Annotated in this window: 14 protein-coding genes; 9 read left to right on the plus strand and 5 right to left on the minus strand. The window is 54.4% G+C overall.

What is annotated here, in order from left to right:
• Positions 1 to 111 precede the first annotated feature (111 nt).
• On the minus strand, positions 112 to 864 hold the full coding sequence (locus Enr10x_RS04360; RefSeq protein ID WP_145448263.1) for an HpcH/HpaI aldolase family protein: 753 nt from the start codon (positions 862 to 864) through the stop codon (positions 112 to 114).
• A gap of 148 nt (positions 865 to 1012) precedes the next feature.
• Between Enr10x_RS04360 and Enr10x_RS04365 the strand changes: the two genes are divergently transcribed.
• Positions 1013 to 1867, plus strand: a complete 855-nt coding sequence (locus tag Enr10x_RS04365; RefSeq protein ID WP_145448264.1) for an SGNH/GDSL hydrolase family protein — start codon at positions 1013 to 1015, stop codon at positions 1865 to 1867.
• Between the two features lie 132 nt (positions 1868 to 1999).
• Here Enr10x_RS04365 and Enr10x_RS04370 read toward each other — a convergent pair whose 3' ends face one another.
• A complete protein-coding gene (locus Enr10x_RS04370) occupies positions 2000 to 3709 on the minus strand; it encodes an FHA domain-containing serine/threonine-protein kinase (RefSeq protein ID WP_145448265.1) in 1710 nt (569 codons plus the stop codon).
• A 221-nt stretch (positions 3710 to 3930) separates the two neighbouring features.
• Between Enr10x_RS04370 and Enr10x_RS04375 the strand changes: the two genes are divergently transcribed.
• On the plus strand, positions 3931 to 4527 hold the full coding sequence (locus Enr10x_RS04375; protein WP_197997480.1) for a c-type heme family protein: 597 nt from the start codon (positions 3931 to 3933) through the stop codon (positions 4525 to 4527).
• Between the two features lie 7 nt (positions 4528 to 4534).
• Here the strand turns inward: Enr10x_RS04375 and Enr10x_RS04380 are convergent, their stop codons facing one another.
• Positions 4535 to 5581, minus strand: a complete 1047-nt coding sequence (locus tag Enr10x_RS04380) for a metallophosphoesterase (RefSeq protein ID WP_145448267.1) — start codon at positions 5579 to 5581, stop codon at positions 4535 to 4537.
• Positions 5582 to 5810: 229 nt separating this feature from the next.
• Between Enr10x_RS04380 and Enr10x_RS04385 the strand changes: the two genes are divergently transcribed.
• Complete coding sequence (locus tag Enr10x_RS04385; RefSeq protein WP_145448268.1) at positions 5811 to 6866, plus strand: hypothetical protein; 1056 nt, start codon at positions 5811 to 5813, stop codon at positions 6864 to 6866.
• 33 nt (positions 6867 to 6899) lie between these two features.
• Here the strand turns inward: Enr10x_RS04385 and Enr10x_RS04390 are convergent, their stop codons facing one another.
• Positions 6900 to 7874, minus strand: a complete 975-nt coding sequence (locus Enr10x_RS04390) for a hypothetical protein (RefSeq protein ID WP_145448269.1) — start codon at positions 7872 to 7874, stop codon at positions 6900 to 6902.
• 58 nt (positions 7875 to 7932) lie between these two features.
• Between Enr10x_RS04390 and Enr10x_RS04395 the strand changes: the two genes are divergently transcribed.
• The 6 genes from Enr10x_RS04395 to Enr10x_RS04420 all read left to right on the plus strand — a co-directional run bounded on the left by Enr10x_RS04395 (position 7933) and on the right by Enr10x_RS04420 (position 14595).
• Positions 7933 to 8496, plus strand: coding sequence for a hypothetical protein (locus tag Enr10x_RS04395; protein ID WP_145448270.1), 564 nt, complete (start codon positions 7933 to 7935; stop codon positions 8494 to 8496).
• Positions 8493 to 10490 carry a sodium:solute symporter family transporter gene (locus Enr10x_RS04400; RefSeq protein ID WP_145448271.1) on the plus strand — a complete coding sequence of 666 codons (1998 nt, stop codon included), beginning with the start codon at positions 8493 to 8495 and terminating at the stop codon, positions 10488 to 10490. Before Enr10x_RS04395 ends, Enr10x_RS04400 begins: the two co-directional genes overlap by 4 nt.
• A 44-nt stretch (positions 10491 to 10534) precedes the next feature.
• A complete protein-coding gene (locus Enr10x_RS04405; RefSeq protein WP_145104377.1) occupies positions 10535 to 11374 on the plus strand; it encodes an amidohydrolase family protein in 840 nt (279 codons plus the stop codon).
• Positions 11375 to 11398: 24 nt separating this feature from the next.
• The gene (locus Enr10x_RS04410) at positions 11399 to 12514 is read left to right on the plus strand and encodes a D-TA family PLP-dependent enzyme (RefSeq protein ID WP_145104379.1); all 1116 of its coding nucleotides are present in this window, start codon (positions 11399 to 11401) and stop codon (positions 12512 to 12514) included.
• Between the two features lie 91 nt (positions 12515 to 12605).
• Entirely contained in the window at positions 12606 to 13490 is an 885-nt protein-coding gene (locus tag Enr10x_RS04415; protein WP_145104381.1) for an RAD55 family ATPase, read from the plus strand.
• A 241-nt stretch (positions 13491 to 13731) separates the two neighbouring features.
• Entirely contained in the window at positions 13732 to 14595 is an 864-nt protein-coding gene (locus Enr10x_RS04420; RefSeq protein WP_145104383.1) for an HDOD domain-containing protein, read from the plus strand.
• Between the two features lie 11 nt (positions 14596 to 14606).
• Here Enr10x_RS04420 and Enr10x_RS04425 read toward each other — a convergent pair whose 3' ends face one another.
• Entirely contained in the window at positions 14607 to 15140 is a 534-nt protein-coding gene (locus Enr10x_RS04425) for a hypothetical protein (RefSeq protein ID WP_145104385.1), read from the minus strand.
• Between the last annotated feature and the right edge of the window lie 366 nt (positions 15141 to 15506).

The following is a 15506-nucleotide window of genomic DNA, read 5'->3' on the forward strand; positions in this document are numbered from 1 at the left end:
CTCTCGCCGAATCTTATGAAACAACGCACATTGGAGATAGGTCAATCGGGGGGGCGGGGAAGACGCAACTTCCCTGCGGTTTCTGGAGCCAGATGTCAGGATAAGTACCCCTTATCCCTTGACCTGTCCCAGCATTTTGCGGGCGGCGTGGCCCAGCATGACGGTGTCGACGCCGACGGTGATCAGGGTGAAGCCTTTGTCGATGTACGGTTTGACTGCGTCCACGGTGACGCCGAAGATGCCCAGGGGCATATTGTTTTTCTGACAGACTTCGGTGACATGGTCGATGGCGCCGGTCACCTCGGGATGATCGATCTCGCCGATGCGTTTCATGCTGGCGGAGAGATCGTACGGGCCGATCAGCACCGCGTCGACGCCGGGGACGGCGACGATCTGTTCGATGGCGTTGACCGCGTCGATATGCTCGGCCTGAACGACGACGGTGGTCTCTGCATTCGCTTTGGCCAGGTAGTCGTCGAAGGTGAAGCCGTATCCATGGGCGCGACCCAGGCCGACCCCGCGGGTTCCATCAGGCGAGTAGCGGGACCAGGAGACGATCTGTTCGGCCTGTTCCACGGAATTCACCTGCGGGGCGATGATACCGGCGGCGCCCAGATCGAGGGCTTTCTTGATGGGAACCTCTTCCGGGGCGGGCAGCCGGACCAGGCTGGGGATCTTGTGACTCACCCGGCCGACGATGGCTTGCAGATCAGAGGGGGCAAAGGTGCTGTGTTCGGCGTCGAGGAAGAGCCAGTCATAGCCGACGTCTGCCAGGATCTCGGCGGCTTCCGGGCAGGAAAAGGTGACCATGGGGGCAATCAGCAGTTTCCCCTGTTTGAGTTGCGAGCGGAATGAGTCAGACATGGGAGATCCCTGGTATCTAAATGTGAATGATAAAAACAGCCTGAACGCGACTCGGGTGGTTGAGGCGAGATTGTTTCCGGCTCGCGCCTGCGGTATCCTGAAGACGAAGTCCAAAACCGTTCGTTTTCAGTTACCGGGAAGAATATCGATGTTGAAATCAATCCGTTGTCTGCGTTCCACACTGTTGATTCTGTGTTGTTTGAGTTTCATCGTAGCCTCGCTGCAGGCGAATGACAAGAAAACCGAACCGACCAATGCAGCCGAGGCGGCGGCCAAGAAGGCGCAGCAGGAAGCGGAGATCAACAAAAAGTTCGCGGCCTGGAAAGCGACGCTCCCCGCGAAACAGCAGGCGTGGGAAACCGTGCTCGAAGAAAACCTGGGCGGTTTTTATCTCCCCATCTATAAGAAACAGAAAGTGGCCGGTCAGAAGACCGCCTGGGATTACGTGGCCGATGATCCCAAACTGCCCCGCGTGCTGCTGATTGGGGATTCGGTTTCGCGGGGTTATACACAGGCGGCCCGGAACGCCTTAAAAGGGAAAGTGAACGTGCATCGTGCTCCGGCGAACTGTGGGCCGACGGCGACGGGGCTGAAGAAACTCGATGTCTGGCTGGGTGACGGTAACTGGGATCTGATCCATTTCAACTTTGGTATTCACGATCGCCGGACCAAGGCAGACGACTATGAGCAACGTCTGGAAGAGATTGTGAAACGCCTGAAAAAGACCGGTGCAAAAGTGGTCTGGGCCAGCAGTACGCCGATCCCGGCTGACTGGAAAGAGGGACCGGAAATGAAGGCGAAGCTGGAAGAAAAGAATGCGATCGCCGCCAAAGTGATGAAGCGGAATGGTGTGGAGATCGACGATCTGTTTACCTTCATCACGCCGCACCTGGCGGAAGTGCAGAATCCGAAAGACGTGCACTTCAACGGCAAAGGCTATGACCTGCTGGGGAAACAGGTGGCGGAGTATATTGCAGGGGCGCTGCAGGAAAGCAAGAAGTAGACTGACGGGCTCTAATTTGAATTCTATTTCTCAATCGGAATTTTGTCAGAAGCATGCGCACGAGTGAGCTGCGACTTCCTGCTCGCTGCGCTCGGCCCGAATTACATTCGGGCCTACCCTTTTATCTTTTTACTAGGACAGCAGCCAGTAGCCGATGCCGGCGATGAGGCAGATACCGGCCAGGACGGAGGCGGCGATCAGCATCGGCTTGCTCTTGTTTTTCTGAACGTATTGATTTGGTGAGGCGACGCGAAAGTGATAGCTGCCCGCCAGGGAGAGCGTATTGCCGGGAAACAGGATCTGTTCCTGGATCCGGCGGCCGTCAACTTCAGTGCCGTTCTTGCTCTTGAGATCGGTCACGACCCAGCCTGTATTTTCGTAGTGAAACTCACAATGGTTTCCGGAGATGCCGGGGCGGTCGATCTGGATGTCGCAGGTGGGATTGCGACCGAGGGTCACCCGCTGTTTGAAGATCGGGAAGCGGCGTTTATCGTCGAGATCGATCAGATCAATCGGCTGGAAATCTTTGACCAGGGTATCGGAAGCTTCCTGTGCCATGCGGTTCGTCGATTCGGCGGGGACTGCGTGCCTGAGAATGCCACTTTTGGAAATGTCGGATTCGCCGCGGGTCAGGCGTTCGATGCCATCTGATTTCTGTTGTTGTCGGGCCTGTTCCGCGACATGACTGGCAGTCGCGATACGGGAGGAGAGCTGTGGTTTAACGATGCTCGACTGGGCGATTGCAGAGCGGGCTTTGGCATACTGGACCCGCTGGGAGACGACTTTGTTGAAGCGGAATTCGACTGGCTGGCGTTCGGCGTAGGGCTCCAGGGCAGCGGCGACTTCCGCCATCGACTGAAAGCGTTCGTCGGGATCTTTGGCCATCATTTTTTCGACGATGGCAACCACCTCTGCAGGGATTGCGGGGGCGATTTCCGCGATGGATCGCGGAGTCTGTTCGCGATGGGCCTGAATTTTCTGGGAAGCGGTCCCTGTCGGAAAAGGGAGCTTCCCGGTCAGCAGGAAGTACATCGTGCCTCCCAGGCCGTAGACGTCAGCGCGGGCATCGACTGCATGCCCTTCGCGGGACTGTTCGGGGGCGATGTATTCCGGCGTCCCCACACAGCCGTGACCAAAAATCATGGAGAGGGAGAATTCCGCCTCGGGATTGTCTTTGAGCAGAGCCAGGCCGAAGTCGAGGACTTTGACGTAGCCTTTGGAATCAATAATCAGGTTTTCCGGTTTGAGGTCACGGTGGATAATGCCCGCCTGATGTGCCTCTTCCAGACCTAAGGCAGCCTGCGCGATGACATCGCAGACCTGTGGGGAGGGGAGCGACTTCTGTTTGAGCAGGACCAGTTCCAGCAGGCTGATCCCTTTGACGAATTCCATCGCGATATAACAGATGGCCCCTGCGCCTTCATAGGCGATCGTGCGGACGATGTGCGGATGCTCGAGACGTGAGCCTGCGGAAGCTTCCAGCTTGAGTCGCGTCAGCATCCCGGCATCGTTGCGGCATTTGTCGTTGAGTACCTTGAGGGCGACCGGTTCTTTCGTTTCGATCTTCTCCGCGAGATACAGGCTGCCCATGCCGCCGAAGCCGAGGACTTCGAGCACTTTGTAATCGTCGATGAAAAAGCCACGTTTACGGCCCGCGAGCAGGCGTTCGCCCTGGTAGCGGGTCAGCACTTTTCCGGTGACCAGTCGCTGGGCGGCTTCCTTGGGTTTTTCAGCCGCTTCGAGCTCGAATTCCTCGATCACGGCGCGGAATTTCTCCTCTGAGAGCAGATGGCTCTCGCGCAGTAAATCGAGAAATGACGGGACATCTTGTGGTTTCGACATAAAACACAGTCGCGCGAAGGGAGATGTGAAACGTTCCTAATTATATACAGATGCAACGCATTTTGGTAGCAGATTCCTGAAAGTGAGGCGAATTCCGGGTATTTACTGCAGACGGAACCCTTGAAATGATAACTGCTTCCGCTTGACTTCGGTGTGGGGAGCACTCAAAATAGGATTTATATATCCAATATATGTGGTTGAGTACGAGAGGAACTGGGTTGATGCTGAAAATGAGAAATCGAGGTCGTTTCCTGCTGTGCTGCTTGCTGGCGGGTGTCTGTCTGACCGTGGTCGGGTTTGCCGGGGAGAGTGGAAAAAAAGAGCCGGTCTGTGAGAAGAAGGTAGCGACCGAAGGGACACCGGACGAGACACAAATCACGCCAACGGTCAGCCAGGCGCGGGAGCAGGCCCGGCTGCTGCATGATACGCTGCATTCCACCCTGTTGATTGTGCATCGCAAATATTATCGCGAGGACGAAAAACTGCCGATCCCCTCGAGCGTGCTGGATGACGTGTTTGAAGATCTGCAGGAGAATCGCAAAATCCGTTTCCGCTGGATTTCCGTCAATGCGGAGGCAATGAATATCGATCACGAACCGAAAACGGAATTCGAAAAACGGGCAGCAGCTGCGATTGCCGACGGGAAGCCGGAATACGAGCAGGTGGAAAAGGGAATCTATCGGCATGTGGGACGGATCTGTCTCCCTTCCCAGTGTCTGAAATGTCATATGCCCAACCGCCGCAGCACCGCGACCCGCTTTGCCGGACTGATCATTTCATTGCCCGTACAGACAACGCCCCGGCCGAAGACCAAATGACTCTGACTCAGTGGGTCATCGGGTAATCCAGAGTGAACTGATGCTGATCGCGGGCGGGGACGATCTTTGTCTGTTCGCAGTACTTCTGTTTGACCGGGTTCCAGGTACGGACTTCGATTTTGTTCTGGTCGGGAATAAACCGCATCAGGCGGAAACCTTCGGCTCCGTAGTCGGAGAGCAGTTCGTGGACCGTGTTGCCGTGTTGGCCTTTGACACTCTGGTGCAGGGCCTGGGTTCGACTCTGATCACCACAGCAGATCAGAAACAGGTTTTTATGCTTGCTGAAACATTTTTCCCACATCTGTTGTGAGGTATTTCCGTTGGCACCATGACACTTTTTCCAGACCATGCGACCTTTGGGAGCGTCGAAGTAGTCACGCGGTGCTTTGGGATGTTCGCGCGGTCCCAGATCCATGTGCGTAGTGATGATCGCTCTGCGATCGGCATGCTGCTTGAGCACTTCACTGGCCCAGTCGAGCACCGGATCGGGGGCGTTGCATTCCAGGTGCACGATGATGAAGTTCATGCCTCTCGCTGAGAAGAGCTGGTAACTGTTGGCGTTATTTCCGGAGACTTCCGGTTTCCCTGTTTCGCCTGGATAACAGCCGCCGTACCAGTCAAATTCTGCAAAGCGTGACTGAGGAAAATATTTCTGGAACAGGGCCGAATTTCCGGTTTTCCCGGTCATATCGTGATTGCCGACGCTGATCCCGTAGGGAACTTTACCGTGCAGCTTGTTCATGCAGCTTTGTGCGAGCGCCCACTGTTCGTCGTTGTTGATGTCCACAATGTCGCCGACATGGCTGACGAAGACAATCCGCTGCCGCTCGAGTTCGTCGACAATGCAGTCAGTGATCGATTCAAAAACGGGGTTCGTGGTGGGAGCTTCAGCCTGCGTTTTACGATTGGTACCACGCCCCTTGTAATGCTGGGTATCGGGGATCACCGCAATACTGAAAGTTCCGTTCGGAGCCGGAGGAAGTCCCTCCGCGTTGGCAGGCAGAACAGAGGCTGTCAGTAACAACATAGGTACGCAGATCGTATGGAGCTTCATTACGGTTCTATTCTTAAATGGAATGGGGTGGGATCAGTTCATGTTAACACATTGACTCCCCAAATGCAGGGGACCGGCTCAGTCAGGGAGTTCAATCTGCACCTGGGGATTGCTGGAATTGCCTTGTGGATCGCGCAGTTGCAGGCTGTCAAACCGTCTGAGTTCTGATATGATAAATGCGAAAATGTTGATGTGTTGTTTGGTCTGATATTGATGAGTTGAGGCAGTCATGAGTGGAATTGTTGGTCATACGATGTATGCCATCCTGGGCGGGAAAGCGGCGGTTGCGCAGAAGCTACCCATCGCACCGCTGATTCACCGGCACTACGCCAGCTATCTGGCCGGGGCTTACATGGGCTGTGACATTCAGATCATGCCTGAAGCGATTTGTGTGGATACGGGCGAAGAGGTTGGCTTTGGGACGGCGCCCCTGGAACGCAGTCCGTTGACTGGAGGTGCGGTCAAACCCTGGACGTTGAAGTTTGAGGGAAAAGAATACCGCCCGCGGGATATCCATCACCTGTTTTATGGCCGGGCGCATGTGGTCTTTGGCTGGGTGCCTGCCGAGCGGAAGTATACGGTGCCCTGGGATCATCTCCCCGATTACGCGGCCCGCGTGTTTCAGGATGCACGGGATCTGTATGGTCCGGGCGAGCGCAAGCTGGCTTATCTGTTTGGCTGGCTGGCCCACATTGTGGGCGACAGTCTGATTAAATCGGTCCAGCCGGGGATTACGTTGAACCTGCTCGATGGAAAATACACGCCCGCAAATCGGCCGATTCAGGATCTGGTGACGCTGCACGAGGTGGGCCGCAAGGAACTGCGACTGGACTGGGCCAGTCTGTTGTCCGATCTGGCCGAGACCCCAGTCGAGCCGGTTCAACTGCATTACATGCGGATCGGGCAGCCACGTGGTTTGCTGGCCGCTGACTTTCCCGATGCCTGGGCACCACAACACGAGGCACTGTTGCTGCGCGTGCTGGCTGAGAATCGTCGCTATCAGCAGATTCGAAATCCGCGGTTAATGAAACAGTACGCACTCAAGCAGCAGGGGACGCGTTGGGTCTGTGACGAAGAATTGAGCCGCAAGACTGGTGGGCTGTCTTACGCAGAGATGGTCGCGCTGGCCGACAAAGCGAATTTGCGGCATGCACTGTGGGAGATGGGGGAAGCGGTGGCCCTGCTGTTTTCCCAGGTGGTTGAGCGCGTGCCTTATCTGCAGAACCTGCCCGATCCGAGTGTGCCCGGGTGGGACGAGCTGACCGTTCGCTGGAAAGCGACGTGAGCAACGATTCGATGTTGGACTGACGCGAGCGATTTACTGCGTATCCGTTTTCTTTTTGTTGGCTTCGTATTTGGCGATCCATTTTTCCGGATTGGCTTCAAAGGCTTTACGACAGCCACTGCAGCAGACCCAGTATGATTTGCCCTGAAAAGAGACCTGCGAGGTTCCCAGTCCGCCCGAGATGACACAGGTTTTGGAGCCATAGTCGGAATCGCTTTTGGCGAATGAGGTTCCCTTGCGGCGAGTATTGATCGTGTCAACGCGTGCCACACTGTCGCCGCGCAGATCGTAAAGTTCGAACATGTAGCGATCGTTGTTCTGCTGGTTGAAGATAATCTGTGCGTGTTTCTTTTCATCCGCCGGTTCCACCAGGGACAGGCTGAGCTTGTAAGTGGAATGCATCACGTTAGGATCGTCATCGCCGGGGATCTTCTGCACGGGGACAGAGAATTCGCCTTCGTAGACTTTCTTCTGACCATCTTTGTCGGTGAGCGTCAGTTGATATTTCTGTTTGTCCGTCAGATAGGTGAGCCGTCCCGTGTTGTAGTAACGACTTTTATCAGCTTTCATGACCAGAGCGGGTTGTGCCGGGTTGGTCTGCAGGTCCCAGACCCAGTCCAGCGTTTCGACCGCGCTGAACCCGTCGAACTTTTTGAAGGTGGTGCCTCCCCAGTCGCCGAGCATGATCTGCAGGGGCTTGAGTGCTTCGAGTACGTTGTCAAATTTCTGTTCCTCGGGCGCGCCTGCAGAGGATCCAGCCGTTGATTGATTGCCGTTGAGTGTCAATGGTTGAAAGCGTCGCACCGGCTTTTCGGTTTTGGATTCCCTGGGGGCCGCTTCCATGTCCAGTGCGCCGGCGTCACCCAGGTCGACACCTCCTCCGCCCAGATCGACACTGACTTCTTCGGGTGCGTTTTGTGGCTGGTCTGAGGAACCGGAACTGCAGCCGACACTGAAGGTCAGGGACACGATCATCAGACAGACGGTGCAGAGCAGACGCGAATACATGGAACAGGACTCCCAACTTGAAAGCAACAGGCGGATCAACACGCTCCGGGTTTCACTGGTGAAACCGCAGCGTTTTATCAGTGAGACCAGTATAACAGTCTGTTCACGTTTCTGTCACGCTGAATTCAGTTCTGATAATTTTTTGTCATTCCGGCAGAGGTCCTTTGTGTCTGGTTTGAATCGAGAGTACAATCGTTCGCTCAAACGCTCATTTATTAAAGAAACGTTTAAAAGTGAGGGCCGTGCAATGACCGCACCATCGAACGACACAGAGTCCATGGAAGTCGACCCTGTCTTTTTAAACTCCAGGCGTGAGGCCTGGATTATTCTGGGTTTATGGGTTGTCGCATTGCTGTGGGCAGTGCCTTACTGTTACCTGAACGGGTTTCAGTCGGGGATGGATCCTGAAGCGGTTGAGATGACCATGGGGATACCCAGCTGGGTGTTCTGGGGAATCGCTTTTCCCTGGTTCGTAGCCGACCTGTTTACAATCTGGTTCTGCCTGTTTTATATGAAAGAAGACGACCTCGGTGTAGCTCACGAAGGTGAAGATCTCGCAGAAGAAATAGCAGAGATGCACGCAGCAAGAGATGAAGCAACTACCGGGGGGAATGAGTCTTGAACGTTTTACTTGCTACCAGTCAGAGTCTACCACTACTGTTCGCTGCCGATGAGACCGGCCCCGATGCGGCGCTGATTTCATTCATGATCTATACGGTCGCTGTGTTTGTACTGGCGGCCCTTTCCAACCGGCTGCTCAAAAGCAAAAGCTTCCTCAGTGAATACTTCCTGGGAAGTCGGGGTCTGGGCGTCTGGGCGTTCGCTTTGACCTTTGCTGCCACCAGCAGTTCAGGCGGCAGTTTCACCGGATTTCCGTCCAAGATTTACTCGCATGGCTGGATTCTGGCACTCTGGATCGGCAGTTATATGGTCGTGCCGATCTGTACGATGGGTTTGATCGGGAAACGGCTCAACCAGATCGCGCGGCGCTCCGGTTCGATTACCGTGCCCGACGTGATTCGCGACCGGTTTCACAGTCCCCTGCTGGGGCTGATGGCGGTTTCGCTGATCGTGTTTTTCATGTCGTTTAATCTGGTCGCCCAGTTCAAAGCGGGCAGCCTGATTCTGCAGACACTGCTGGATGGCGTCACCATTTTTGAGCGCACCGCTGACGGACTGGCTCAGGCCGTTTCGGATATTCCTTTTCTTTCCGATGGCGTGAGCCCCGAGTATCTGCTTTGTCTGTTCGTGTTTGGGTTTGCCGTCATTGTTTATACGACCTATGGCGGTTTCCATGCGGTGGTCTGGACTGACGTGATGCAGGGGATCGTGATGGTGATCGGCGTGATCATCATGCTACCACTGGCTATTTCGCAGGCGGGTGGACTGGAGCATACCACGAAGCTGATGGCCAAGATGACGCCTCCCCGGTATTCCGCGCCTGATAAAGGGGGGATCACGCTCACGCTGGACAAGCCTGTCGCTGAGGACACGCGGATTGAAATAGGTAGCTGGATCACGGACAAACCGATTGCGGACTCGAAAGTTCCGCTGTTGTTCCGGGTGACTGCTGCTGCTGAAATTCCAGCCGGGGAAACGTCCATCGACGAAGTCAAGGTAATCCAGTTGACGACGCTGGAAGACATTGAACGCATTCTGGGACGACGAGAAAAGGAAAACTTCCTGGAGGGAGTGAGTGTCTCCAATATTGATCTGGTGCAATACGCTTATGGGGAAGAGGAGAGTCAGCAGGGAGCCTATGTGGTGGGTCCGGGACCGAGTCCGAGCAGCAACAATGGTTTTCTGCCTTTGAGTCTGGCGATTTCCTTCTTCTTCATGTGGGCGATTTCCGGAACGGGCCAGCCTGCGAACATGGTGCGCCTGATGGCATTCCGTGATACGAAAACGCTGCAACGTTCCATCTGTACCGTGGCGATTTATTACACATTGATTTATTTCCCGCTGGTGGTCATCTTCTGTTGTGCCCGGGTGATACTGCCCGGGATGGAAGGAGAATCCGACCGGATCATGCCGGCGATGGCCGTGTATCTGACCGAAAATATCGGGATGGGCTGGCTGGCAGGTCTATTGGTGGCGGCACCGTTTGCTGCTGTGATGTCAACCGTCGACAGCTTCCTGTTGCTGATTTCGTCTGCCTGGGTGCGTGACGTCTATCAGAGGAATATCAATCCTGAGGCCAGTGAGAAGACCATTAAACTGCTGAGTTATCTGGCGACATTCGTCGTCGGTACCGCAGCGATGGTCGTGGCGATTAACCCGCCCCAGTTCCTGCAGGACATTATTGTGTATGTGGGGAGTGGACTGGCGGCAAGCTTCCTGGCACCGATCGTCTATGGTCTGTACTGGCGGCGTGTGAATGCGATTGGTGCGATGGGAGCGATGCTGGGAGGGTTCAGTCTGCATCTGGCGATGTATGTCACTGGTTACTTCAGGAACGGCAGCTTTTTCAAACCTTACCAGCTGTTCGATTTCGATCCGATCATTGTGGGGCTGTTTGGTTCGTTCATCTGTGGATTCATTGTCACCAAGCTGACAGCGCCTCCACCACAGGAGCTGGTAGAAAAGTTTTTCTATAAAGAGAAAGCCGGTTCCTGAGCCGTTTTTTCTGATGGGTATCTGACTCTTTCGAGGATCTTGCTATGGAATATATCGACGCACATTCGCATGTCTGGACTCCTGATGTCAAAAAATATCCGCTGGCGCCCGGGTATAAGGTTGCCGATATGCAGCCGCCCAGTTTTACCGCGGAAGAGCTGCAGGCCCAGATGATGCCGGTGGGCGTGAACCGGGTCGTTTTGATCCAGATGTCCTTCTATGGTTTTGACAACAGCTATATGCTGGACTGCATGGCCAAATATCCGGGTATGTTTTCCGGCGTAGCCGTGATTGACCAGAAGGGCGACAACCCGACGCCGAAAATGCTGGCGCTCAAAAAGAAGGGAGTACGGGGTTTCCGGATTGCACCGAAGACGAAGAAGGTCGACGAATGGCTGGACGGCGCGTGCATGGAAGAGATGTGGACTACCGGAGCCAAAGAGGGGATGGCGATGTGCTGCCTGATGAATCCGAACGGGCTGCCTGCCTTGGATAAAATGTGTCAGAAGCATCGGGATACGACCGTGGTCATCGACCATCTGGCACGGATCGGTGTGACCGGCAAGATCGAGCCGGACGAAGTCGATGCGTTGTGTAAAATGGCCAAGCATCCAAATGTGTACGTCAAAGTTTCTGCCTTTTATGCTCTGGGTAAAAAGCAGATGCCCTACCATGATCTGGCGCCACTTATTAAAAAGGTATATCAGGCCTTTGGTGCCAAACGCCTGATGTGGGCGACTGACTGTCCTTACCAGGTACAGGGGCCACATACCTATAAAGCGTCGATCGATCTGATCAAGAACGGTCTGCCGTTCCTGTCGGACGACGACAAGTCATGGATTCTGGAAAAGACTGCCGAAAAGGTCTTCTTCCAGGGAATTTAAAAGAAACGTTGATCAGGTTTGCTCATGGATGCATGCTATCAGATAGAGGATACCAGTCAGATTATCTCTCCCGGGATGATCATCTTTAAGGATCTCGTGGAAGAGAATTTAAAGCAGATGATTGCGCTGGTGGGGAATCCCGACCGGCTGCGACCGCATTGCAAAACGCACAAAATGCGGGAAATCATTGAGCTGGAACTCTCGCTGGGAATCAAAAAACATAAAGCAGCAACGTTCGCTGAAGCAGAGATGCTGGCGGAGACCGGCGTCAAGGACATCTGTCTGGCCTACAACCTGGTCGGGCCGAACATCGCGCGGGCGATTGAGTTTCGCAAACGCTGGCCGGATGTGTCGTTCCAGGTGACTGCCGACCATCCCACGCCCATCGAACAGCTGGGAGCGGCGATGACCGAGGCGGGGCTGGAAATTGAAGTCCTGCTCGATCTGAATACCGGACAGAACCGGACAGGGATTGTCCCTGGTGACGCGGCGGTGGAGCTTTATCAGCTGATCGCCAATACCCCGGGACTGATTGCCGCGGGATTACACGTCTATGATGGTCAGAATCACCAGGTCGACTTCCATGAACGGGAAGTTGCCGTCAAAGAGGTCTGGCATCATGTTTCGAAGCTGCGGGATCAACTGCTGCTGGAGGGACTGAAAGTGCCGCGGATCGTGGCGGGTGCTACCGGGTCGTTTCCAATCTTTGCCAGCTTTGACGACCCAGCGATCGAAGTCTGTCCGGGAACCTGCGTGTTCCACGATGTCGGGTACGGTGAACTGTTTCCCGATCTGAAATTCAAACCCGCGGCGATGGTACTGACGCGGGTCATCAGCCGGCCTGGTCCAGACCGGATTACCTTTGACCTGGGTTACAAAGCGATCGCTTCGGACCCCGCGATGGAAAACCGCTGTCGCTTCCCCGATCTGCCCGATGCAAAACCGGTGTTGCAGAACGAAGAGCACCTGGTAGTCATCAGTGAACGGGCAGGGGAGTTTCAACCCGGCGACGAACTGCTGGCGATTCCGCGGCACGTCTGTCCGACTTCCGCACTGCATAAATCGGTGACGGTAGTGAGTGGCGGAAAAGTGATCGGCCAGTGGAATGTGGCTGCCCGGGATCGCTTTATCAGCGTCTGAGCCAATTCTGTGTGGTTTGGCTGCTTTCCATTGAGTATGAATCCAGGAGCGCTGAGCCTCTCTCTGTATCTTTCGAAGATTGAGTCGAATCATGTCTGAGTTGCGTCAACAAACGGGAATTCCGGAACTGGATGAAATGCTGTCGGGGGGATTAATGCCCGGCAAACTGACGGTGGTTCTGGGGGCAACCGGCATTGGCAAAACACAGCTGGGACTGCAGTACGCCCGGGCGGGGCTCGCCCAGGAAGGGGAGACCGGCATCCTGTTCGATATGGCGACCCGCGGCGATTCACAGAGTCATCAGGATTATGCAGAGCGGCTGTTTCAATGGAAACTGCGGGAGCAACTCGTGGACGAGGTTTTCGATCTGGAACAGATCTGGGAACGTGAGCAGGCCCGCAAGGATTATCAGCATCTGTTCCGCCAGAGCGGCCGCCGGGTCACCCGCAGCGATATGGAACTGGATGAGTGGAAGGAATGGAAGCTGGAATTCGTCAAAAAGCTGGACGCGGCGATCGCTTATTTTTATGCCAACTTTGTGCATGGGGTCCGGCGGACGGTGATCGACGGAATTGAACCGACCGAACGTCCCAGCGACTCCTTTCAGTTTCATGCCTTCGAATACGTCTATCACCAGATCCTGCGTAAAGAATATGACTGGGTGGCCCGCGATCTGTTTCGCGCCCAGTTTCGCAGTCATCAGGAACAGATCGAGGCGCATCGCTACGACTGCCAGCAGATCGGCTGCCTGCTGCTGTTGACGACGCATGAAGTGATGCTGGATGACCTGATCCAGCGTCCCATCGAAAGTGGAGACGTCCTGTCTAACGCGAATACGATTATCCTGATGGGTAAGATCCGCGAAGATAACCGGATGAGTCGTGCTCTGCATATTGCCAAGCACCGCGGCAGTGCCGTCGATGAATCACTGGTTCCCTACGAAATCAATGAGACCGGCCTGCAATTGATGCGTTAATCGCTGTTCAGCTGGTAGTCCGATTTTCAGGAGGGATTTCTTTGGTTCGGACCATTGGCCCTTTCTCACTACAACTGCGCTGACCGTTACGACTGGAACAGTCGACGGAGAGAATCCGGAAATCGGGTTTTGCTCTCCAGTTTCTGCCGTTCCCGACTGCTCTCAAAGATAGATTTTCGGAGAGGTTCCCGGTAACGGACCAGAACATATAGAGAGTCTGTAGACAGAGAGAAGGACGGTCATGAAAGTTGATAATTGTGTAGACCCGAGCGATCTTGCTGACGCCTTTGTTCAACGCCTGGATCGATTACATTCCGCCCCCAAAGTAGCACAACAGTTATTGCAGTTGACGCGCGACCCGGAGAGCCAGATTGATGATATCGTCAACTGCATCGAACACGATCCGGGCCTGGCTGCCAAAATTCTGCAGGTGGTGAACTCGGCCAAATATGGTGTTGCGCGGCAGATTACGAGTATTAAGCATGCGGTATCCTATCTGGGGAAAGATGCGATTCGGATGTTGACCATCAGCTTTTCGATGGTGGAGTCGCTGACCAAGCGGAGTAAGGGACGGATTTTTGCCGATTACTGGCAGCGCGCACTGACGATTGCCTCGATTTCATCTCATCTGGCAGATCACCACAAGTGCCTGAAAAAAGATGAAACCTACACGGCAGGATTACTGGCCGATGTCGGGATTCTCGTGTTTTCACAGGTGGAACGGGAACAGTACAGCCTGATCTATGAAAGCTATCCACACGGAGAAGCGCTGGTGAAAGGCGAACGTCAGTTCTTTGGATTTGATCACGCCCTGCTGGGAGCCCGCCTGATGGACCACTGGGACCTCCCGCATGAAATGGTCGTCGCAATCGAGCATCACCATGATACGGGGCAGCATGGTTGCCCGCTGGGAATGGCCGTGCGGACGGGAAGTCTGCTGGCGGGCTCGCTGTGGAATCTGAATTCCGAGGAATACCAGGAAGCAGAAGATCTGCTGATGTCTTTCTTTGACTTTGATGAGCAGCAAATCGAACTGATGATTGAGGAATGCAAAGCGGATATCGCAGAGAGCGCTGAGTTTTTCGGGGTGAACCTCGAAGGCTGAGGCAGCGGGATTTATTTCTGTCGCTTCTGCTTTGCGGTTTCTAACTGATAGGTCTCTTTCAGCACCTGCAGAAACTCTGTTTCGGTATAAATCATGCCCGTCGGTTGATTAAAACCTTTCCCGGTCTTTGTCTGGGAAAGGTATTTTCCCAGGTTCTTCCCCCCTTTGGTGGTGGTCATATATTCGATCATTGTGTAGCCACCCGGGGAATCGATGAATTCTTTGATCCGTCGTTTCCCGTAGGGCATTTTCAACAGGTGATCAAGTCGGTCGTAACCTCCCGGCATCTTGGCAATTTTCCGCATGAACCGGATGCCTTTGGGAGTGCTGAGCTGCGCGGCGAGAAAATCGCTGGCGGAATGCATTCGTTTCAGGATGTGTTTTTCTGCTTTGACTTTCCAGCCCGCCTGCTGCAGTTCGCGAAACAGGGGTTTGACTCTGTTATTCGTCAACAGGTCACCCGACTCGTAGCCTTTCTGGCTATTGAAATATTCCCGGGCGATAGTCATGACTTCTGACAACTCAGGAACCTTTTGGTCTGGCATCCCGTTATCCGGGACCACTGCCGGCAGGGAAGACGGCTGTTGGGGTTCCTTAGCCTGGAGAAGAGGAAGACTGCACAGACCTGTTAAAATAGATCCGATAAGGCACCATTTTGAAATGAACGACATCGGGTCTGAACTCCCTCTGAATCAGTAAATGCGTGTAGCAAAGTTTTCGTGGTCACGTTACCAGACTATATCGACCAGATCGCTGACCGCGAGACAGTCGGGTTGATGTATTGATCTACTACAAGTTTACCACATTGATGCAAAATGCTTCACTTTTGTGCCAATTTAGTGAAGCATTTTGCGTGAGTCTGGAACTGAGTTCAAAATGGGTAATTTACTCCTGAAGAATATGAATGATGA

Origin of the sequence: Gimesia panareensis, assembly GCF_007748155.1 — a bacterium.
Classification (GTDB): domain Bacteria; phylum Planctomycetota; class Planctomycetia; order Planctomycetales; family Planctomycetaceae; genus Gimesia; species Gimesia panareensis.